We start from the raw sequence: 21,727 nt of genomic DNA on the forward strand, positions 1-21,727 counted from the left end.
CGTCGAGTCGGTGCAGCGGATGCGGGAGCGGGTCACCGAGAACATCCCGCAGAACGACGTCCACTACCAGATCAAGCTCGGGCCCGGCGGCCTGCGCGACATCGAGTTCACGGTGCAGCTGCTTCAGCTCGTCCACGGGCAGACCGACGACGAGATCCGCATGCCCGGGACTCTCCTCGCCCTGGGCGCCCTCGCCGACCGCGGGTACATCGGCCGCTCCGCCGCCGAGGAGTTCGCGCAGGACTACCGGGCACTCCGGCTGCTCGAGCACCGCCTCCAGCTGCGGCGCCTTCGGCGTACGCACCTGATGCCGCGGGACGAGCACGAGCTGCGGACCCTCGCCCGCTCCAGCGGGCTCGCCCGCACGGCGGAGGAGCTGCTGAGCGTCTGGAACGGGATCAAGCACCGCGTCCGGGGCCTGCACGAGCGCCTGTTCTACCGTCCGCTGCTCTCCGCGGTCGCCGCGCTCTCCGACGGCGGTGCCGAGCTGTCCACCGGCCAGGCGGAGGCGCGCCTCGCCGCCATCGGCTTCGCAGACGCCCGCGGGGCGCTCGGTCACATCGCCGCGATGACCTCGGGCGTCTCGCGCCGCGCGAGCATCCAGCGCCACCTCGTGCCGGTGATGCTGCAGTGGTTCGCCGACGGACCGGACCCCGACTACGGCCTGCTCGCGTTCCGGCGCCTCAGCGACGCACTGGGCGGGACGCCCTGGTTCCTCCGGATGCTGCGCGACTCGTCCGGAGCCGCCAAGCGGCTCACCACGGTGCTCTCCGGATCGCGCTTCGTCGGCGAGCTGCTCGACCGCATCCCGGAGTCGGCGGCCTGGCTCGAGGACGACGACGCCCTCCGCCCCCGCAGCGCCGCCCAGCTCGCCGAGGAGGTGCGCGCCGTGCTCGCCCGGCACGAGACGCCCGACGCGGTCGCCTCGGTCCTCCGCTCGATGCGCCGGCGCGAGGTGCTGCGGACCGCCATGGGTGGCGTGCTCGGCCTCAGCTCGATCGAGGAGATCGCGACCAGCCTCACCGACATCATCAGCGCACTGCTGGGCGGCGTGCTCGCCGCCATCCGGCGCGGCAGTGCGACCCGGCCCGGCGCCGACGCGGAGTTCGCGATCATCGGCATGGGCCGGTACGGAGGGGCGGAGCTGGGGTTCGGCTCCGACGCCGACGTGGTGTACGTCCAGCGACCCGGCACCGCCGAGCCGCACCAGGCCCAGCTCTACTCGCAGTTCGTCGTCGCCGAGCTGGTCCGGCTCACGGAGGACTCCCGCCTGCCACTCGACCTCGACGCCGACCTGCGGCCCGAGGGCAAGAACGGGCCCCTCGTGCGCTCCCTCGACTCCTACCGCGCCTACTACGCCCGCTGGTCGCTGACGTGGGAGGCGCAGGCGCTGCTCCGGGCGCGGGGAGTAGCGGGGGACCAGGCGCTCCTCGAGGACTTCGAGGAGCTGGCCGACGGGGTCCGATACCCGGGAGCGGTCTCCGACCGTGACATCCGCGAGGTGAAGCGGATCAAGGCACGGGTCGAGAGCGAGCGTCTGCCGCAGGGCGCCGACCCGCGCCGTCACCTCAAGCTCGGCCGCGGATCGCTGAGCGACGTCGAGTGGCTGGTGCAGCTCCTCCAGCTGCAGCACGCGCGGCGGACCCCGGCGCTCCGGACGACCTCGACCCTCACCGCCCTCGCGGTCGCGGAGGAGGAGGGCATGATCGGCCCGCAGGACGCGGATCGGCTGCGCGCCGCGTGGATCCTCGCGTCCCGCGTCCGCTCGGGCACCACGCTCTGGGGCAACCGCACCAGCGACGTCCTCCCGACCGACCGCCGGCAGCTCGAGGGCGTCGCGCGCCTGCTCGAGTATCCGGCCGGGTCCGCGACGGCACTCGAGGACGACTACCTCGGCGTGACCCGCCGCTCCCGCGCGGTCTTCGAGCGCCTGTTCTACGGGCCGGCCGCGGGAGACGCTCCCTCCTACCGCTGACGCCGGCGCGCCGCGGACGGCGAAGGACCGCCCCTCCGAGGAGGAACGGCCCTTCGGCAGTGCTGCGGGATCAGACCCCGTAGTACAGCTCGAACTCGAACGGGTGAGGACGCTGCGCGAGGGGCTTGATCTCCTTCTCGCGCTTGTACTCGATCCAGGTGTCGATGAGCTCCTGAGTGAACACGCCGCCCTGGAGGAGGAAGTCGTGGTCGGCCTCGAGGGCGTCGAGCGCCTCGCCCAGGGTCGCGGGGACCTGCGGGATGAGCTTCGCCTCCTCGGGGGGCAGCTCGTAGAGGTCCTTGTCGACCGGCTCGTGCGGCTCGATGCGGTTCTTGATGCCGTCGAGGCCCGCCATCAGCTGGGCGGCGAACGCGAGGTACGGGTTGCCGGAGGCGTCGGGCGCACGGAACTCGATGCGCTTGGCCTTCGGGTTCGTGCCCGTGATCGGGATGCGGATGGACGCGGAGCGGTTGCCGGCCGAGTAGACCAGGTTGACCGGCGCCTCGAAGCCCGGGATCAGGCGGTGGTACGAGTTGACCGTCGGGTTCGTGAACGCGAGGACGGCGGGGGCGTGCTTGAGCAGTCCGCCGATGTACCAGCGCGCGAGGTCCGAGAGACCGCCGTAGCCGTTCTCGTCGTAGAAGAGCGGCGTGCCGTCGTTCCACAGCGACTGGTGGGTGTGCATGCCCGAGCCGTTGTCGCCGAAGAGCGGCTTCGGCATGAACGTGGCGGTCTTGCCCCACTGCTCGGCCGTGTTCTTGACGATGTACTTGAACTTCAGGATGTCGTCCGCCGCGTGGACCATCGTGTCGAAGCGGTAGTTGATCTCGGCCTGGCCGCCGGTGCCCACCTCGTGGTGCGAGCGCTCGAGGATGAGGCCGGCGTCGATCAGCTTGAGGCAGATGTCGTCGCGGAGGTCGGCCTGCTTGTCGACGGGGCTCACCGGGAAGTAGCCGCCCTTGTAGGGCGTCTTGTTGCCGAGGTTGCCGCCCTCCTCGACGCGTCCCGAGTTCCAGGCGCCCTCGACCGAGTCGACGGAGTGGAACGCGGAGTTCTGCGTGATCTCGTAGCGGACGTCGTCGAAGATGTAGAACTCCGCCTCGGGGGCGAAGAACGCGGTGTCGGCGATGCCGGTCGACGCGAGGTACTTCTCGGCCTTCTTCGCGACCTGACGCGGGTCCTTGGAGTAGATCTCGCCGTTGCGCGGGTTGTAGATGTCGAAGACGAGGATCAGCGTGCGCTCGACGCGGAACGGGTCCACGTAGGCGGTGGTCACGTCAGGGATCAGCTGCATGTCCGATTCGTGGATGTTCGCGAATCCGCGGATCGAGGACCCGTCGAAGAGCTGACCGACGGAGAAGAACTCCTCATCGACAGTCGAGGCGGGGATGTTGAAGTGCTGCTGGACACCGGGGAGATCGGTGAACCGGATGTCGAGGAACTTGACGTCCGTGTCCTTGATGAACGAGAGCACCTCGGAAGAATCTTTAAACATGCAAAGGTCTCCAATGGCGTGACGGGGTGCTGCAGAGCGCAGCCGTTCCAGGGTAGTGACGGGGGGTTTCCCCACCGTGTCCCTGTTGTTTCCGACATGTTACGGGGCCGGTCCGGGGTCGGGCTCCACGTCGTCTGCCGGACCACCCGCTCCTCGGTCCGCTCCGAGACGCCGCGGATAGGATCGGAGGATGCCAGCCGCCGACCGCAGGACCTTCGCCGACGCCGCCCCGAGCTCGTACCCGGGGGAGCGTCTCGGCCTCCCCCGAGAGGGCCGCCTCTCGGTCGGACGGTCCGGCCGCCGCATCGCCGCCCTGGCCGTAGACGTCGCCGTCGCCGCTCTGCTGTCGCTCGCGTTCTTCGACTACGACCGCTGGGCGAGCCTGCTGCTGTTCGTCCTGCTGCAGGTCGTCTTCATCCCCACCATCGGCGGCAGCATCGGGCACCGCCTGCTCGGGATGCGCGTCATCCGTCTCGGCGGGGGCTGGGTCGGCGTGTGGCGCCCGATCGTGCGCTCTGTGCTGCTGGCCGTGCTGGTGCCGGCGCTCGTCTGGGACTCGGACCAGCGCGGCTTCCACGACAAGGTGGCCGGCACGGTTCTCGTCCGCTACTGACTCGCGCCGCAGACGCGACAGGCCGGCCGGGAGAGATCCCGACCGGCCTGTCGCGTCGTGCGTCAGCGCGATCGCTGAGGGCGCACCTTGAAGGGGTCGACGCCCTTCGGGATGGGCAGCGACGTGTTGAGCGAGGAGAGCCGGTTCTTCACCGCGAGGACCTCGGCCTTGGTGAGGACCTTCTTCGTCTTCGAGAGGCGGCTCGGCACCTTGTGCAGCGGAGTCGCATCGGCGTCGGAGCCGACGTGCACGAAGGTGACGGGGACGTTCGGCAGGATCCGCGACACCTTGCGCCGCTCGTCCTCGAGCATGCGCTTGGTCCGGGAGGCGGGGCCCTCCGCGATCAGCACGACGCCTCCGCGGCCGACGGCGCGGTAGACGGCGTCCTGGGTCTTGCCGTTGACGGCGACGGGCATCTCGCCGCCGGTCCAGGTGCCGCGCAGTCCGCTGCGCAGGACGGCGCCGACCGCGCCGGGCTGCCCGGCGATCTGCCCGTAGGCGGCGCGCTCGGCGCGGCGCGAGAGCACGGCGAGTCCGGCGACCAGGCCGGCCATCACGCCCACGATGATCCACAGCGCGATCACGAAGCCGTTGCCGTTGCCGAGCAGGATGCCGAGGAGCACGCCGAGCAGGATCGGGAGCAGGAGCGCGAGGAGGATGATCCAGACGGCGCTGCTGTCGTAGCGGCGGGTCATCTGGAACACCTGCCACATCTGCTTGAGACGTCCGGGTTCCTTGACCGCCTTCGTCGACGGTTCCGTGCTGCGTGCCATGACGTCAAGGATACCGAGCGGGAGCGCGGCGGCGGACCCCGGACGCGGATCCGACTCCTCCACAGAGGGCACGTGCGCCGATCCCTCCACCGATCGGGATCGGCGGGCGTCCTCCGCCTCGGCCTGCGGTCAGGCTCGCCTCATGACGAGCAGCGGGACGGTCCAGGGCCGGAGGATCGGCGGAGCGCGGACGGGGAGGCGGTGGACGCCTGCGCCGGACGCCGCACCGTCGGCCGAGCGGACGATGCGGCCGCGGGAGGCCGAGGCGCTGCAGGCGTCGCCGGTGGCTCGGCTCGCCGAGCACCGCCACCGCGAGAGCATCGTCCGGGTGGAGTCGTCTCCGAGGAGGTGCATCGTGTCGACCGCCCCTCCCGTCGTCGCCACGCTCGAGAGGTTCCTGCGGGTCGAGCGGGGGATCGGACTCGGCGCCGCGGTCACCCTCCTCGCCCCCGTGGTGGGCGCGGTCCGCTCGGCCGCGCTCGAGGGAGCATGGCTGGCTCCGACGACGGACGACATCGGCTTGACGGAGAAGGGTCGGCCCCTGCTGCTGCTGACGACGCCCGCCGTCGACACCCCGCGTGCGGCGCGCGACGCGCTGCAGCGGGTCCTGGAGCGCCTCGGGATGCTCTGCCCGGAGCTGCCGGTCGCCGCCCTCGCGCGGCACCGCGACCTGCTGGCGCTGGAGGGCAACCTCTACGGACTCGCGGATCCGCAGGGGATAGGCGAAGCGGTGCGGGCGCTGCCGACGTCCGGCGCGGATGCACGGGGTCGGGAGGCGGCGCCTGCTCCGACTGCCCGGCACCGGCGGGTCCATCCGCTCGACGGCTGGCAGGACCGCCTCCGGGCGTTCGTCGTCCCGCGTCGGGGACCGCTCTCGGTCGGGACGGCGATCGTGCTGGGAGCGGTGCTCGCCGGTTCGCTCGCGGGCGGGCCCGATCGGCAGGTGCAGGATGCGGAGGCGTCGACCGCAGCCGCGCCCGTTCCGGCTCGGTCGGCTCCGCCGGCGGTGGCGACCGCGGCACCGCCGGCTCCGGTCGCGGCGACCTCACTCGACGCCGAGCAGGCGGCGGAGGTGCTGATCGACGCGGTGCGCGCGTGCGGGGACCGGGAGTGCGCCCGCGGTCTGGTCACGGCGGACTCGCCGCTCGGCGACGCAGCGGACGGCCCCGCCTCCGCTGTCCCGGCGACGGGGGAGGCGTCGGCCGTCCTCGTCGACGTGAACGGGGCATCGGCGGTCGTGCACCTCCGGACGGCCCCGGGGACGACAGCGGCCTCCGTCCTGATCATCAGGACGGAGGCCGGCTGGCTCATCCGCGACGTCTACACCGGAGCGGCCTCGTGAGAGGCGCGCTCAGGGGGAGCGTGTCAGATGCCGAGGTCGTTCTCGAACGAGCCCTCCTCGAGGCGCTCCTTGATCGCGACCAGGAAGCGCGCCGCGTCGGCTCCGTCGACCGTGCGGTGGTCGTACGAGAGCGCGAGGAAGACGGTCGAGCGGATCGCGATGGCGTCAGTACCGTCCACCTGCACGACGGCCGGCTTCTTGGTGACGATGCCGGTGCCGAGGATCGCGGTCTGCGGCAGGAACACGACGGGAGTGTCGAACAGGGCCCCGCGCGAACCGGTGTTGGTCAGCGTGAAGGTGCCGCCGGCGAGCTCGTCGGGCTTCAGCTTGTTGTTGCGGGTGCGCTCGGCCAGGTCTCCGATGGTGGAGGCGATCTGCGCGAGGTTCAGCTCGGACGCGTTCTTGAGGACCGGGGTCAGCAGGCCGCGCTCGGTGTCGACGGCGATGCTGATGTTCTCGTGGTCCGGGTAGACGATCGACTCGCCGTCGAGGGTCGAGTTGATCACCGGGTAGGCCTTGAGCGCCTCGGCCGCCGCGAGGGCGAAGAACGGGAGGAAGGACAGCTTGGCGCCGGTCTTCTCCTGGAAGCTCTTCTTGACCGAGTCGCGGAAGCGGGCGACCGCCGTGACGTCGACCTCGATGACCGAGGTGAGCTGGGCGCTCGTCTGCATCGACTCGACGGCGCGCTGCGCGAGGACCTTGCGCAGGCGCGACATCGGCTGCGTGGTGCCGCGGAGGGGCGACGTCTCGAGCGGGGTGCGCGCGGCCTTGGCGGTTGCGGCGGCGGGCGCCGAGACCGGGGCGGCCGGAGCCGACTTGGCGGCCTCGACCGCGTCGAGGACGTCCTGCTTGCGGATGCGGCCGCCGACTCCGGTTCCTGTGAGGGTGGAGAGGTCGATGCCGTTCTCGCCGGCGAGCTTGCGCACGAGCGGGGTGACGTAGCCGGGGTTGGAGTCGGTGGGCTCCGGGGAGGCGGCGGGCGCGGCGGCAGCGGGGGCCGGCGCGGCGGCGGCCGGGGCGGGAGCCGACGGAGCGGGAGCCGCGGCCTCGGGGGCGGCGGGCTTCTCGGCGGCCGGGGCGGGCTCGGGCTCGGCCGGGGCGGGAGCCTCGGCGTCGCTCTCGGCGTCCACCGACGGGGTCGCCTCGTCAGTGGCCTCGGTCTCGGCTGCCTGGACCTCGGGGGCCTCCTCGGCGGGAGCCTCGGGCTCGGACGCCGACGCGGCTCCGGAGCCGTCTCCGATGCGCACCAGCTCGGCGCCGACCTCGACGGTCTCGTCCTCCTGGACGAGGATCTCCTCGATCACTCCCGCGACGGGCGACGGGATCTCGGTGTCGACCTTGTCGGTCGAGACCTCGAGCAGGGGCTCGTCCACCTCGACGCGGTCCCCGACGTTCTTCAGCCAGCGGGTGACCGTTCCTTCCGTGACACTCTCTCCGAGTGCCGGGAGGCTGACGGATTCGCTCATGAGCCTGTCTCCTTAAGACGCTTGTGTTTCGATGTCCAGCTTACTGATGCGGAAGCGGCGGGTCGCCGCACCGCAGTGGTTCTACAGGGCGTGCAGCGGCTTCCCGGCCAGAGCGAGGTGCGCCTCGCCGAGCGCCTCGTTCTGAGTGGGGTGCGCGTGCACGAGGGGCGCGACGTCCTCGGGATGCGCCTCCCAGTTCACGATGAGCTGAGCCTCGCCGATCAGCTCGCCGACGCGGGCTCCGACCATGTGCACGCCGACGACCGGGCCGTCGACCAGGCGCACGACCTTCACGGAGCCGGTGGTCCCGATGATCGTGCTCCGGGCGTTGCCGCCGAGGCCGTAGTCGTACACGGCGACGCGCTCGGCGCCGTACTCGGCGATCGCGCGGGCCTCGCCGAGGCCGACGGAGGCCACTTCGGGGTCGCTGTAGGTCACCTTCGGGACGTTGACGTCCGAGACGACCTGCGGGCCCAGACCGGCGATCTCCTCCGCGACGAAGATCCCCTGCTGGAAGCTCCGGTGCGCGAGCTGGAGCCCCGGCACGATGTCGCCCACGGCGTACACGCCGGGGACGGAGGTCTGCAGGCGCTCGTCGGTCAGCACGTAGCCGCGGTCGAGGCGGACCCCGGCCTCCTCGAGGCCGATGCCCGCGGTCACCGGGCCGCGGCCGACGGCGACCAGCAGGATCTCGCCCTCCACCGTGGCGCCGCTCTCGAGCGACACGGAGACGCCGCCCTCGCTCTGCGAGACCGACGCGACGCGAGATCCCAGCTGGAAGGCGATGCCCCGCTTGCGGAAGGCGCGCTCCAGCTGCTTGCTGACGCTCTCGTCCTCGTTGGGGACGAGGTGGGGGAGGGCCTCGACGATCGTGACCTCGGCGCCGAACGAGCGCCAGACGCTCGCGAACTCGACGCCGATCACTCCGCCGCCCAGGACGACGACGCTCGCGGGCACGTGGTCGAGCTCGAGAGCCTGGTCGCTCGTCAGGATGCGGCCGCCGATCTCGATCCCGGGGAGGGTGCGGGAGGCGGACCCGGTGGCGACGACGACCGACGCGCCGTGGAGCACGTGCTCACCGACCGTCACGGTGCCCGGCGCGGTGAGGCGGCCCTCGCCCGTGACGACCGTGATGCCGCGCGAGGACACGAGGCTCTGGAGGCCCTTGTACTTGCCGGCGACGACGCCTTCGCGGTAGCGCGTGACGCCCGCCATGTCGATCCCGGTGAAGCTCGAGAGCACGCCGTACTTCTCTCCCTCGCGGGCGCCGTCCGCCAGCTCGGCGGCGTGCAGCAGGGCCTTGGTGGGCACGCACCCGCGGTGCAGGCAGGTGCCGCCGAGCTTGTCGCGCTCCACGAGCGCGACGCTCATCCCGAGCTGCGTCGCCCGGAGGGCCGCCGCGTACCCGCCGCTGCCACCTCCGAGCACGACCAGGTCGTAGCGCTCTTCCGACACCCAGTGACTCCCTCGCGACGTGCGGTCCCGCTTCCCGGCCGACCGGCTCCGGCGCTGAGCGCCGAGCGGATCGGGAGGGGGGACGAGGCGGGATCTCCCGCCCCGTCGACCCTACTACGCGCTCGCGAAGCCCTCGGCCAGAGCGATCAGCGCGCGCACCGAGACCCCCGTGGCGCCGGCTCCGGTGAAGCCGTAGCCGCCGCCTCCGTTACTCGAGGGGCCGGCGATGTCGAGGTGCGCCCACGGGATCGTGGTCGCGTCCTCGCCCTCGCCGCGCTTCCCGACGAACTCGCGGAGGAAGTGGCCGGCGAGGAGCATGCCGCCGGCGGTGTTGCCCGGCTTGACGTTCGCGATGTCGGCGATGTCCGAGTTGAGCAGCGGTCGCAGCTCCGCGGGGAGGGGCATCTGCCAGAAGGGCTCTCCCGCCGCGCGGGCGGCGTCGAGGACGCGGGAGACCACCTCGTCGTCGCCCAGAGCGCCGACGGTCCGGTTGCCGAGGGCGACCACGGAGGCGCCGGTCAGCGTCGCGACGTCGATGATCGCATCGGGCTGCTCCTCGCTGGCGGCGACGAGGCCGTCGGCGAGCACCAGTCGGCCCTCGGCGTCGGTGTTCAGCACCTCCACCGTGGTCCCGCCGCGCACGGTCAGCACGTCGTCCGGGCGGATCGCGGTCCCGGAGGGGAGGTTCTCGGCGATGCAGAGCCAGGCGGTCGCGCGGAGCGGGAGGCCGAGCTCCGCGATGGCGCGCACGACGGCGTACACGGTCGCCGCGCCCGCCATGTCGGTCTTCATCCCGATCATCGAGGCCGGCGGCTTGAGCGAGAGTCCGCCGCTGTCGAAGGTGATGCCCTTGCCGACCAGGGCGAGGTGGGTGCTCGCGCCCTCGGGCGCGTAGGCGACCTTCACGAGGCGGGGCGGGCGGGAGGAGCCGCTGCCGACTCCGAGGATGCCGCCGAACCCCTCCTCCGCGAGGGCCTCCTCGTCCCAGACGGTGACCTCGAGGGGCAGTCCCTCTGCGCCGGTCTGCACGGCCTCGGCCAGCGTCTGCGGGTAGAGGTGCGACGGGGGAGTGTTGACGAGGTCCTTCACCGTGCCGACCGCGCGGCCGAGCACGAGCGCCCGGTCCAGGACGGCGGGGTCGGCCGACTCGCCGCCGCCCAGCAGGACGACGTGCTCGACGGGCGCCTTCGCCGCGGCGGCGGTGCTGCCGCGGAAGGCGGTGAAGGAGTAGGAGCCGAGCGCGGCGCCCTCGGCGACCGCGGCGAGCGTGCCGTCGGAGCCGGCGGGGAGGGAGAGTGCCACGGAGGCGGACCCCGCGAGCAGGCGGACGGCGGCGCCCGCGGCGTTCCGCAGCGCGGTGTCGTCGGGCTCCGCCGAGCCGAGTCCGACGAGCACGATCACTCCGGCACGGACCGAGGACGGCACGCGCACGAGCGTCTCGGCCGCGCCGGTCGCGCCGAGCGCGCTCAGCGCGGGGGCCAGCTCCTCGAAGCCCTCCGCGCCGACGAGCCGGGGACCGTCGGGTCCCGGGGCGACGCCGAGGACGAGGGCGTCGGTGTCGATATCGGAGGCGGGAACGGTCGAGTACTCGAGAGAGGAGAGGGGCATGGCGGCAATGCTAGGCGCTGTTCGCTGAGGGCTCAGCGGACCCGGCCGGGGCGCCGGGACCCCCGTTTAGACTGGACGCATGCTGGATCCGGAAGACCTGTTCGAGATCGAGGGCGACCTCTCCGAGATCCCGCGCGGGCTGCACCTCGTCGCGGGCCTGACCGGCTCGGCCGACGCCGGGGGAGCGGTGGGGCAGCTGGGGGAGTACCTCTTCGAGACCCTCGAGCACCGCGGGGTCGCGGTCTTCGACCAGGATCAGCTGCTCGACTACCGGGCCCGCCGCCCCATCATCACGTTCGACCAGGACCACCTGACGGACTACCGTCCTGCGATGCTCCGGCTCTCGCTCGCGCACGACGAGCTGCACCAGCCGTTCCTCCTGCTCACCGGCTTCGAGCCCGACTTCCAGTGGGAGCGGTTCACCCGCGCGGTGGTCTCCCTCCTCGAGCGGCTCGACGTCGCCTCGACCACGTGGGTCCAGGCGATCCCGATGCCCGTGCCGCACACCCGGCCCGTCGGCGTCACCGTGAGCGGCAACCGCGAGGACCTGATCGAGGCGATGTCGGTCTGGAAGCCGCACACGCAGGTGCCCTCGAACGTCCTCCACCTGCTCGAGCTGCGCCTCTACGAGCGCGGTCTGACCGTGGTCGGCTTCGCGCTGCTCATCCCCCACTACCTGTCGGACACCGAGTACCCGCAGGCGGCGGTCGCGGCGCTCGAGAGCATCTCGGCGTCGACCGGCCTCATCTTCCCGACAGACCGCCTGCGCGAGAGCGGGCGGGAGTTCCTCGGCAAGGTCGACGAGCAGGTCGGCGGCAACGACGAGCTGCAGAAGCTGGTCTCGGCCCTCGAGGCGCGGCACGACACCTACATGGAGGGGACGAGCCTCCGCTCGCCGCTCACCGACGAGGACGGCTTCGTGCCCAGCGCCGACGCGATCGCCGCCGAGCTCGAGAAGTTCCTCGCGATCCGCCGCCCGGGCGAGGAGCCCACCGCCTCCTGAGCGGCCGTAGGATCGGACGAGTGCGTGATCGTCGAGCCTGGTTCGTCTTCGGTGCCGGAGCGTTCGCCTACCTCGTCGCGGTCCTGGACCGCACGACGCTGGGCGTCGCAGGAGTGGACGCCGCGGAGCGGTTCGGGGTGGCCGCCGCCGTCCTCTCGTCGCTCGCCGTCGTCCAGCTGATCGTCTACGCCGGGATGCAGATCCCGGTCGGGATCCTCATCGACCGGTTCGGCCCGCGGACCCTGATCCTCTCGGGCACGGCCCTGATGATGGCGGGCCAGGTCGTGGTCGCGATCGCGCCGGGCATCGGCGTCGCGATCGTCGGGCGGATCCTGCTGGGAGCGGGGGACGCCGCGATCTTCACCTCCGTGATCCGCCTCACGGTCACCTGGTTCAGCGGACCGATCGTGCCGCAGCTCTCGCAGTGGATCGGCAACATCGGCCAGGTGGGCCAGATCCTCTCCGCACTCCCGTTCGCGGCGATCCTCCACACGTTCGGCTGGGAGCCCGCGTTCCTCAGCGCCGCCGGCCTCGGGGCCGTGTCCTTCCTCGGCGTGCTCCTCCTGGTCGCCGACGTCCCGCCGCGCACCGAGCCGATCACGGTGGTGCCTCCGACGCTCCGGGCGACGATCGCGCAGCTCGGAGTGAGCCTGCGCCGGCCGGGGACGCAGCTCGGCTTCTGGTCGCACTTCGTCACGCAGTCCTCCGGCACGGTCTTCACGCTCCTCTGGGGCTACCCCTTCCTCGTCTACGCGATCGGCCTGCCGCCGACCGTCGCCGCGCCGACCCTCACGATCGTCGTGATCGCGGGGATCGTCGTCGGGCCGGTGCTCGGCGTCCTGACCGCCCGCCACCCCATGCGCCGCAGCAACCTCGTGCTCGGGATCGTCTCGGCGATGGCGGTCGCCTGGACCGTCGTGCTGCTCTGGCCCGGCATCCCGCCGTACTGGCTCGTGGTGCTGCTCCTGATCGTCGTCGGAGCGGGCGGCCCCGGCTCCATGATCGGGTTCGACTTCGCCCGCACGTTCAACCCCTCGCGGAGCCTCGGCGCGGCCAACGGCGTCGTGAACGTGGGCGGGTTCCTGGCCAGCTTCACGATGATGTTCGCGATCGGCCTGATCCTCGACGCACTGGCCGGTCCCGGTGCCTCCTCCGAGCAGACCTACTCGCTCGAGCACTTCCGCCTGGCGTGGTGCGTGCAGTACGTGGTGGTCGGCGCCGGAGTCGTCGGACTCGTCGTCGCGCGCCGCCGGACCCGCCGCCGCCTGGCCGAGGACGAGGGAATAACCGTGGCCCCTCTCTGGGTTGCACTGAGTGACCGGATGCGCCGCGGCCGCGCGGGGCGCTGACGGTCGTCCCCGTCGATCCCCCCTTCTGCAGACGCGATGTCCCAGCGGAACGGCCCGGATCCCGCCGGATCGAGCCCCAGTCGCACCGCACCGCACGGCTGCACTACTCAGACGTGCAATAATTGTCAATAGGACCCGTTCGGGTCGAGGAGCACCAGGCCCACGTCGGGCGTGCGACGTCCTCGACTTGACATGGGTCCTCGTAATGCCCACCGACGGACGACGCCTTCCCGCGCCGCCCGCCCCCGGGACGCAACGGATGGAGAGGTGCCGCCATGGCCACCAGAGCTACCAAGACCGCAACGCTCGACGCCGTCGACGACGACGTGACGACGACCACCAAGAAGCCCGCGACGCGCAAGCCCGCGGCGAAGACCACGGCGGCCAAGACCACCGCGGCCAAGACGACCCGCTCGCGCGCCACGACCAAGGCCGCCGCTCCCGCCGACACCGAGGAGGAGCCGACCGACGCCGTCGAGCCCGACGAGGCGGCGGAGGAGGAGGAGACCGAGGTCGTCGCCGAGGACACCGAGACCGACGCGAAGGACGACGCGGAGACGCCGGAGGCCCCGGCCGCCGCTGCCGTCGCCGCTCCGGCCGAGCCGCTCCCGAGCGGTGCGCTCGTCCTGTCGTTCGGCGGAGAGGACGACGAGGTCCCGGTCTACTCGACCGCGATCACCGGTGCCACCGCCGACCCGGTCAAGGACTACCTGAAGCAGATCGGCAAGGTCGCGCTCCTGAACGCGGCCGAGGAGGTCGAGCTCGCGATGCGCATCGAGGCCGGCCTGTTCGCCGAGGACAAGCTCGCCAACTCGACCGACCTCAGCCCGGAGCTCGTCCGCGAGCTGCGCTGGGTCGCGAAGGACGGCCAGCGCGCGAAGAGCCACCTGCTCGGAGCGAACCTCCGGCTCGTCGTCAGCCTCGCGAAGCGCTACACCGGTCGCGGGATGCAGTTCCTCGACCTCATCCAGGAGGGCAACCTGGGCCTCATCCGCGCGGTCGAGAAGTTCGACTACACCAAGGGCTTCAAGTTCTCGACCTACGCCACGTGGTGGATCCGCCAGGCGATCACCCGCGCGATGGCCGACCAGGCCCGCACCATCCGCATCCCGGTGCACATGGTCGAGGTCATCAACAAGCTGGCCCGCGTGCAGCGCCAGATGCTCCAGGACCTGGGCCGCGAGCCCACGCCCGAGGAGCTCTCGCGCGAGCTCGACATGACCCCCGAGAAGGTCATCGAGGTGCAGAAGTACGGGCGCGAGCCGATCTCGCTGCACACGCCCCTGGGCGAGGACGGCGACAGCGAGTTCGGCGACCTCATCGAGGACACCGAGGCGGTCGTCCCGGCCGACGCCGTGGGCTTCACCATGCTGCAGAAGCAGCTGGAGTCGCTGCTCGACTCGCTCTCGGAGCGCGAGGCCGGCGTGATCCGCATGCGCTTCGGCCTCGGCGACGGCATGCCGAAGACGCTCGACCAGATCGGCGACACCTTCGGCGTGACGCGCGAGCGCATCCGCCAGATCGAGTCCAAGACGATGGCCAAGCTCCGCCACCCGTCCCGCTCGCAGTCGCTCCGCGACTACCTCGAGTAGGCCGGTGATCCGCTACGCGCCGGCGGTCCTCCTCGGGAGGGCCGCCCGGTTCGCCGCGCGGGTCCGGAAGCCCGGTGGGGGATCCGCTGTGCCCGGACTCGTGGTGAACCGCGTCGCGCCCGGATTCCTGCCCGCGGTGCTCGACGGGTTCCGGGACGGCCTCGTGGTCGTCACGGGATCGGCGGGCAAGTCGACCACGACCAAGATGCTGGTCGCGGTGCTCCGCGCGCACGGGCTCCGGGTCTTCACCAACCCCTCGACGGCCAACATCGCCCAGGGGCTGACCTCCGCGCTCCTGGAGCGGGCGGACCTCCGCGGGCGGATCGACGCCGACATCGCCGTCCTCGAGATGGACGAGGGTCACGGCGCGCGCCTCGCGCCCCGGATGCGCCCCCGCGTCGTCCTGCTGACGAACGTGGTGGTCGACCAGATCGACCGCTTCTTCGATCCGGCCATGGTCGCCCGGATGCTCGGCACCATCGCTTCCCGCGCGACCGGTCCCGTCGTGCTGAACGCCGACGACCGCCACGTCGCCGATGTCGCGACCTCCCTCCCCGACGAGCGGATCCGCTGGTACGGCGTCTCCTCCTCCGTCCGCGACTCCGCGTCCGGCGGTCTCGGCTACGCCGCAGAGGCGGAGGCCGGGACCGACCGTGCGACCACCGTCGTCGAGAGCACGAAGGGAGCGGCCGCGCGCATCATCAGCGACGGCGACCCGCTCGAGGTCCGGCTCCCCGCACGGGGCGTCCACTACGCGGTGGACGCCGCGGCGGCCGTCTCCACGGCCCGCGCCGTGCTCGCCGAGCGCTTCGACCCGGCCCTCGCCGTCTCCGCGCTCTCGAGCATCGACCCCGTCTTCGGGCGGGGCGAGATCGTCACCGTGCGCGGCCACGAAGTCGAGTTCGTCCTGGTTCAGAACCCGGCGAGCTACCGCCTGAACATCGCGGAGATCCCCGCGGGGACCGAGCAGATCATGCTCGCGATCGGCTCCGACGTCCGAGACCCCTCCTACTTCTGGCCCGTGGACACCTCCGTGCTCGGGCACGTCCGTGTCGTCTCGGGGTCGAAGGCGCACGAGGCGGCGCTGCACCTGCGCTACGACGGCGTGCGCGTCGACTCCGTCGACGAGGACCTGGGTCGCGCGCTCGACGCGTTCCTCGCTCTGCCGACCCCCGCCTCCGGCCGGAAGACCATCGTCTTCTCGGCCGATTCGATGCGCCGCACCCGTGCGCACCTGCAGCTCGTCACCAACCGCGAGGAGACCGCGTGACCACCCTCCGCATCGCCGTGCTCGCTCCCGACGTCCTGGACAGCAACGGCGACGCGGCGAACGCCCGGGTCCTCGCGGCTCGGGCGCGCTGGTCGGGCGTCGAGGCGGAGGTCGTGCCGCTCATGACCGCCTCCGACGCCGAGGTCCGTCCGGACGTCCTGGTCGCCGGGACGGGAGCGGACGAGGACCTCCCGGGCGTCCTGGCACTCCTCCACGAGATCGCGCCGACGCTGCGGGCCTGGGTCGACCAGGGCACTCAGGTGGTCGCGGTCGGAGCCGGCTGGGAGATGCTGGCCGGTTCGATCAGCACGGCCGCGGGCGGCGCCCGGGGTATCGGGCTGTTCCCCGGAGACTCGGTCACGGGCGAGCGCGCGACCGACGACCTCCTCGTCGAGACGCCGGGCGGCGTCCTCGTCGGATTCGAGAACCACGAGCGCCGGATGACCGGGATCGCGCCCGAGGACGCGCTCGGCCGAGTGCTGCACGGCACCGGCGACGGCGCCGGCCACGAGGGCTACGCGGAGGGAGGCCTTCTGGGCACGCACCTGCACGGCCCCGTCCTCGCGAAGAACCCCTCGCTCGCGGACGCGATCCTGCGGCGCGCCCTCGGCGACGCCTACTCCCCGTCGGACGAGCGTCTCCGCCTGGTCGATGAAACGGCACGAGCCGCTCGCGATGTGATCGTGAAGCGGCTCGGTGTCGGTCGGTAGGGCGCTGACGCACCGTCCAGGCTGATCGGGGACGCGCTAGGGGCGCTGCTCCTCGAAGAGTCGGGCGGACTCGTCGTGCCAGCTCTGAGCGATGCTGGAGAGCTTCTCCTGGTACTTCTTCCCGTGGTGTGCGCAGAACAGCAGTTCTCCGTTGTTCACGACCACTCGGATGTACGCCTGCGCACCGCAGCTGTCGCAGCGGTCGGCGGCGGAGAGCTGGTGGGCACCGGCGAGCTCGTCCACGCCGTTCTGGGTTGCTGTGGTCGACATGACTTGGCCTCCTGCACTCGTTCTTCAATCTCTGCTTAGTGGAATCCATCCAAGCACGCGATTGTTTCCGCACGGAGTCGATCGGTCGGCATTTCGCTCTGCGCGTAGGGGCCCCGCGCCGAGCGGCCATCGTGCTGTCGCCGGGTGCCGCGCCACCGCGGCCGGAGCGGTTCCCGAAAGTAGACTGGGCGGATGGCCTCCACCGACTACAACGCCCGTCACCTCTCCGTCCTCGAGGGTCTCGAGGCGGTCCGGAAGCGGCCCGGCATGTACATCGGATCGACCGACTCGCGCGGCCTCATGCACTGCCTCTGGGAGGTCATCGACAACTCCGTCGACGAGGCGCTGGCCGGGCACGGGACCGAGATCAGCGTGCTCCTGCACGCCGACGGCAGCGTCGAGGTGCGCGACCGCGCGCGCGGGATCCCGGTCGACATCGAGCCGAAGACGGGGCTCTCCGGAGTCGAGGTCGTGTTCACGAAGCTGCACGCGGGCGGCAAGTTCGGCTCCGGATCCTACGCAGCGTCCGGCGGTCTGCACGGCGTCGGCGCCTCCGTGGTCAACGCGCTCTCGGAGCGCCTGGACGTCGAGGTCGACCGCAACGGCCGCACCTACCGGATGTCGTTCCACCGGGGGGAGCCCGGGCGCTTCGCCGACGCGGGCGAGCCCACCCCCGACGCTCCGTTCACGCCATTCGAGAACGGGTCGGAGCTGACGGTCGTCGGTAAGGTCGCCAAGGGCGTCACCGGAACGCGCGTGCGCTACTGGGCCGACCGCCAGATCTTCACGAAGGGCGCCTCGTTCCAGACGGACGACCTGGTGACGCGCGCCCGGCAGACCGCGTTCCTCGTCCCCGGCCTGACGATCGACATCGTCGACGACCGGGCGGACGAGCGCCGCGCCGAGATGTTCCGCTACGACGGCGGCATCTCGGAGTTCGTCGAGTTCCTCGCCCCCGACGCTCCCGTGACCGAGGTGCTGCGCCTCACCGGCTCCGGCACCTTCACCGAGACCGTGCCGGTGCTGACCCCCGGCGGCGCCATGGTGCCCACCGAGGTGGAGCGCACCTGCGAGGTCGACATCGCCCTGCGCTGGGGCACCGGCTACGAGACGGTGATGCGCAGCTTCGTGAACATCATCTCGACGCCCAAGGGCGGGACGCACCAGACCGGCTTCGAGCAGGGCCTGCTGAAGCTGCTCCGCTCGCAGGTGGAGGCGAACGCCCGCCGCCTCAAGGTCGGCTCGGACAAGCTCGAGAAGGACGACGTCCTCGCCGGGCTCAGCGCCGTGCTGACCGTGCGGCTCCCGGAGCCGCAGTTCGAAGGCCAGACGAAGGAGGTGCTGGGCACGCCCGCGGTCCGCGCGATCGTCGCCTCCACCATCGCCTCGACGCTGGGCGCGGTGTTCTCCTCGACGCGCCGCGAGGACAAGGCGCAGACCTCCCAGCTCCTCGAGAAGGTCGTCGCCGAGATGAAGTCGCGGATCTCGGCCCGCGCGCACAAGGAGACGCAGCGCCGCAAGAACGCGCTGGAGTCCTCCTCCCTTCCGGCGAAGCTGGTCGACTGCCGCAGCAGCGACGTCGAGAACAGCGAGCTCTTCATCGTCGAGGGCGACTCCGCCCTCGGCACCGCCAAGCTCGCCCGCAACAGCGAGTACCAGGCCCTGCTGCCGATCCGGGGGAAGATCCTCAACACGCAGAAGGCGAGCATCGCCGACATGCTCTCGAACGCCGAGTGCGCCTCGATGATCCAGGTGATCGGAGCCGGCTCCGGCCGCTCCTTCGACCTCTCGGCCGCCCGCTACGGGAAGATCATCCTGATGAGCGACGCCGACGTCGACGGCGCCCACATCCGCACCCTGCTGCTCACGCTCTTCTTCCGCTACATGCGGCCGCTCGTCGAGGCGGGGCGCGTCTTCGCCGCCGTGCCTCCGCTGCATCGGCTCGTGGTGATGAACGCGGGGAAGAAGCCGAACGAGACGATCTACACCTACTCCGAGAAGGAGCTGCAGAGCGTGCTCGCGGCCCTCGGCAAGGCGGGCCGCCGCTACCAGGACCCGATCCAGCGCTACAAGGGGCTCGGCGAGATGGACGCGGACCAGCTGGCCACGACGACCATGGACCGCTCGCGCCGCACCCTCCGCCGGGTGCGGGTAGCGGACGCCGAGAACGCCGGCCGGGTGTTCGAGCTGCTGATGGGCAACGACGTGGCGCCCCGCAAGGAGTTCATCGTCCGCGGGTCCGAGTCGCTGTCGCGGGACCGCATCGACGTCTGAGCCGCGGGGCTCAGAACACCTCGGGCGCCGCTCCGATCGTCGCGATCGGCGCCGCGAGCGCCACGCCGGAGCCGTCGCGCTTCATCCCGGAGTCGGGCAGCGCGGCGACCGAGCCGTCGGCCTCGAGGGCGTGTGCGGGACCGGGGCCGACCCACGCCACTCCGAGGGCGGTCTCTCCCTTGAGGAAGCGCTGCGCGCGGACTCCGCCGGTGGCCCTGCCCTTGGCGGGGAACTCCGAGAACGGCGAGACCTTCGCACTGCCGGTGTCGGTCCCCGAGAGGGCCCAGCTGTCGACGGCGACCGTCGCGACGACGGCCTCGTCCCGGTCCTCGGCGGCGACGACGGCGAAGTGCACGACGTCGTCGGTCTCGGCCAGCTTGACCCCGGCCATCCCCGCGGCGGTCCGGCCCTGAGGGCGGACGGCGGACGCGGGGAAGCGCAGCAGCTGGGCCTCGCCGGTGACGAAGACCAGCTCGTCCTCCTCCGCCGACGCGGCCGCGCCCACGACGGCGTCCTTCGGCTTCAGGGCGATGAGCTCGATGTCCGGGCGGTTGGGCAGCTCGCCCGGCGCGACGCGCTTGACGACGCCCTGCTGGGTGCCGAGCGCGATCGGCCGCTCGTCGTCGAGGGCGACGAGCGCGAGCACCCGCTCGTCCTTCGCCAGGTGCGGGAGGTAGTCGCTCATGCGCACGCCCGCGCCCAGCTGCACCGAGGAGGAGGGGACGGCGGGCACGTCGACCGGCGAGAAGCGGAGGAGCCGACCGGCGCTGGTGACCGCGCCGATCTCCGTCCGGCTGGTCGTGTCGAGCACGCTGAGGACGGCGTCGTGCTTCGAGCGGCGCGTGGCGCGCTCGGGGTGGGGAGCGGCCTCGGGGTCGCGGTCGACCCGCACCATGCGGCCGGTGGTGCTCAGCAGCACCCGGCAGGGCACGTCCGCGATCTCGAGCACCGCGGCGGCCTTCCGCCCGGTGGTGGCGACGGAGGGACGCGCCTCGGTGAGCAGGGTGCGCCGCGGGGTCCCGAGGCGCTGGGCGACCTCGTCGAGCTCGTCCGAGACCAGCTCGTCGATCCGTGAGCGGCTGGCGAGGAGGGCCTCGAGCTCGGCGATCTCGGCGAGGAGGGTGTCGCGCTCGGTCTCGAGCTCGATGCGCGAGAACTTCGTGAGACGGCGGAGCTGGAGCTCGAGGATGTAGTCGGCCTGCAGGGTGCTGAGGTCGAAGACCTCGATCAGCCGGGCCCGCGCCGCCGCGGTGTCGTCGCTCCCGCGGATCAGCTGGATGACCTCGTCGATGTCGAGGATCGCGATGAGCAGGCCCTCGACCAGGTGCAGCCGCTCCTGGCGCTTGCGCAGTCGGTAGCGGGTCCGCCGGGTGACGACCTTCACCCGGTGGCCGATGTAGACCTGCAGCAGCTCCTTCAGGCCGAGGGTGCGCGGGCCGCCGTCGACCAGCGCGACGTTGTTGATCGAGAACGCGTCCTCGAGGGGCGTGTAGCGGTAGAGCTGCTCGAGGACGGCCTCGGGACTGAAGCCGGTCTTGATCCCGATGACGAGCCGGAGGCCGTTGTCCCGGTCCGTCAGGTCGGTGACGTCCGAGATGCCGCTGAGCTTCTTGCTCTGGACGCCGTCCTTGATCTTGTCGATGACCTTCTCGGCGCCGACGAGGTAGGGCAGCTCGGTGACGACCAGGCCGGACTTGCGCGCGGTGATGCTCTCGACCGAGACGCGGGCACGGGTCTTGAAGCCGCCCCGGCCGGTCGCGTAGGCGTCGCGCACGCCGGCGAGGCCGACGATCGTGCCACCGCTCGGGAAGTCCGGTCCCGGGACGAACGACATCAGGTCGTCCAGGGACGCGTCGGGATGGGCGATCAGGTGCCGGGCCGCCCCGATCACCTCCACGAGGTTGTGGGGCGCCATGTTCGTCGCCATGCCGACGGCGATGCCGCTGGCCCCGTTGACCAGCAGGTTCGGGAACGCGGAGGGGAGGACCTCGGGCTGGTCGTGCGAGTTGTCGTAGTTCGGGACGAAGTCGACGACGTCCTCGCCGAGGTGCTCGGTCATGGCCGTGGCGGCCGGGGCGAGGCGGGCCTCGGTGTAGCGGGCCGCGGCCGGGCCGTCGTCGAGGGAGCCGAAGTTGCCGTGCCCGTCGACGAGGGCGACCCTCATCGTGAACGGCTGGGCGAGGCGGACGAGGGAGTCGTAGATCGAGGCGTCGCCGTGCGGGTGCAGCTTGCCCATCACCTCGCCGACCACGCGGGCCGACTTCACGTGGCCGTGATCGGGCCGCAGCCCCATCTCGCTCATCATGTAGAGGATCCGGCGCTGCACCGGCTTGAGACCGTCGCGGGCGTCGGGCAGGGCCCGCGAGTAGATGACCGAGTACGCGTACTCGAGGAAGGACCCCTCCATCTCGGCCGAGACGTCGACGTCCTCGATGCGCTCGGTGAGCGAGGATCCGGAGGAGGGGGCTGCAGCGTTCATGACTCGATTCGGTGGCGGGCGCGGGGCGGCGGCGGGGGACTGCACCGCCCTGC

General features: G+C 71.8%; 17 protein-coding genes. 9 read left to right on the top strand and 8 right to left on the bottom strand.

The genetic code is table 11. The annotated features are described in order from the left end of the window. On the top strand, positions 1-1,975 hold a 1,975-nt coding region (locus C5C74_RS04730), incomplete at its 5' end, for a bifunctional [glutamine synthetase] adenylyltransferase/[glutamine synthetase]-adenylyl-L-tyrosine phosphorylase (RefSeq protein WP_104351065.1). Between the two features lie 70 nt (positions 1,976-2,045). Here C5C74_RS04730 and glnA read toward each other — a convergent pair. After that, positions 2,046-3,470 carry a type I glutamate--ammonia ligase gene (glnA, locus tag C5C74_RS04735; protein ID WP_104223668.1) on the bottom strand — a complete coding sequence of 475 codons (1,425 nt, stop codon included), beginning with the start codon at positions 3,468-3,470 and terminating at the stop codon, positions 2,046-2,048. A 190-nt stretch (positions 3,471-3,660) separates the two neighbouring features. Between glnA and C5C74_RS04740 the strand changes: the two genes are divergently transcribed. Then, entirely contained in the window at positions 3,661-4,083 is a 423-nt protein-coding gene (locus C5C74_RS04740; protein WP_104351066.1) for an RDD family protein, read from the top strand. Positions 4,084-4,145: 62 nt separating this feature from the next. Here the strand turns inward: C5C74_RS04740 and C5C74_RS04745 are convergent, their stop codons facing one another. After that, positions 4,146-4,856, bottom strand: coding sequence for a DUF4191 domain-containing protein (locus tag C5C74_RS04745; RefSeq protein ID WP_104223728.1), 711 nt, complete (start codon positions 4,854-4,856; stop codon positions 4,146-4,148). A gap of 129 nt (positions 4,857-4,985) precedes the next feature. After that, the gene (locus C5C74_RS04750) at positions 4,986-5,210 is read right to left on the bottom strand and encodes a hypothetical protein (RefSeq protein WP_146083008.1); all 225 of its coding nucleotides are present in this window, start codon (positions 5,208-5,210) and stop codon (positions 4,986-4,988) included. A gap of 1 nt (position 5,211) precedes the next feature. On the opposite strand from C5C74_RS04750, the gene C5C74_RS04755 reads away from it, so the two are divergent. Further along, a complete protein-coding gene (locus tag C5C74_RS04755; RefSeq protein WP_104351067.1) occupies positions 5,212-6,198 on the top strand; it encodes a hypothetical protein in 987 nt (328 codons plus the stop codon). Between the two features lie 23 nt (positions 6,199-6,221). Here C5C74_RS04755 and sucB read toward each other — a convergent pair whose 3' ends face one another. The 3 genes from sucB to C5C74_RS04770 form a co-directional block, all read right to left on the bottom strand. Beyond that, a complete protein-coding gene (gene sucB, locus C5C74_RS04760) occupies positions 6,222-7,664 on the bottom strand; it encodes a 2-oxoglutarate dehydrogenase, E2 component, dihydrolipoamide succinyltransferase (protein WP_104351068.1) in 1,443 nt (480 codons plus the stop codon). An 81-nt stretch (positions 7,665-7,745) separates the two neighbouring features. Continuing rightward, the gene (lpdA, locus tag C5C74_RS04765; protein WP_104232557.1) at positions 7,746-9,119 is read right to left on the bottom strand and encodes a dihydrolipoyl dehydrogenase; all 1,374 of its coding nucleotides are present in this window, start codon (positions 9,117-9,119) and stop codon (positions 7,746-7,748) included. Between the two features lie 114 nt (positions 9,120-9,233). Continuing rightward, entirely contained in the window at positions 9,234-10,727 is a 1,494-nt protein-coding gene (locus C5C74_RS04770; RefSeq protein ID WP_104324748.1) for a leucyl aminopeptidase, read from the bottom strand. A 79-nt stretch (positions 10,728-10,806) separates the two neighbouring features. On the opposite strand from C5C74_RS04770, the gene C5C74_RS04775 reads away from it, so the two are divergent. The 5 genes from C5C74_RS04775 to C5C74_RS04795 all read left to right on the top strand — a co-directional run bounded on the left by C5C74_RS04775 (position 10,807) and on the right by C5C74_RS04795 (position 16,651). After that, positions 10,807-11,730 (top strand): proteasome assembly chaperone family protein, encoded by a 924-nt coding sequence (locus C5C74_RS04775; RefSeq protein WP_104225227.1) that lies wholly within the window; start codon positions 10,807-10,809, stop codon positions 11,728-11,730. A gap of 20 nt (positions 11,731-11,750) precedes the next feature. Further along, complete coding sequence (locus C5C74_RS04780) at positions 11,751-13,079, top strand: nitrate/nitrite transporter (RefSeq protein WP_104261522.1); 1,329 nt, start codon at positions 11,751-11,753, stop codon at positions 13,077-13,079. 275 nt (positions 13,080-13,354) lie between these two features. Next, positions 13,355-14,671 (top strand): RNA polymerase sigma factor, encoded by a 1,317-nt coding sequence (locus C5C74_RS04785; RefSeq protein ID WP_104232561.1) that lies wholly within the window; start codon positions 13,355-13,357, stop codon positions 14,669-14,671. Between the two features lie 88 nt (positions 14,672-14,759). Then, entirely contained in the window at positions 14,760-15,941 is a 1,182-nt protein-coding gene (locus C5C74_RS04790; protein ID WP_146083009.1) for a Mur ligase family protein, read from the top strand. Beyond that, on the top strand, positions 15,938-16,651 hold the full coding sequence (locus C5C74_RS04795) for a type 1 glutamine amidotransferase (protein ID WP_104351070.1): 714 nt from the start codon (positions 15,938-15,940) through the stop codon (positions 16,649-16,651). Before C5C74_RS04790 ends, C5C74_RS04795 begins: the two co-directional genes overlap by 4 nt. Before the next feature lie 36 nt (positions 16,652-16,687). Here C5C74_RS04795 and C5C74_RS04800 read toward each other — a convergent pair whose 3' ends face one another. Then, complete coding sequence (locus C5C74_RS04800; RefSeq protein ID WP_068212876.1) at positions 16,688-16,921, bottom strand: hypothetical protein; 234 nt, start codon at positions 16,919-16,921, stop codon at positions 16,688-16,690. 192 nt (positions 16,922-17,113) lie between these two features. Here C5C74_RS04800 and C5C74_RS04805 point away from each other — a divergent pair, with 192 nt between their 5' ends. Next, entirely contained in the window at positions 17,114-19,195 is a 2,082-nt protein-coding gene (locus C5C74_RS04805) for a type IIA DNA topoisomerase subunit B (protein WP_104225230.1), read from the top strand. Positions 19,196-19,205: 10 nt separating this feature from the next. Here the strand turns inward: C5C74_RS04805 and C5C74_RS04810 are convergent, their stop codons facing one another. Further along, on the bottom strand, positions 19,206-21,674 hold the full coding sequence (locus tag C5C74_RS04810) for a DNA topoisomerase (ATP-hydrolyzing) subunit A (RefSeq protein ID WP_104351071.1): 2,469 nt from the start codon (positions 21,672-21,674) through the stop codon (positions 19,206-19,208). Between the last annotated feature and the right edge of the window lie 53 nt (positions 21,675-21,727).

The organism is Rathayibacter sp. AY1E8, from assembly GCF_002931415.1.
Taxonomy (GTDB): domain Bacteria; phylum Actinomycetota; class Actinomycetes; order Actinomycetales; family Microbacteriaceae; genus Rathayibacter.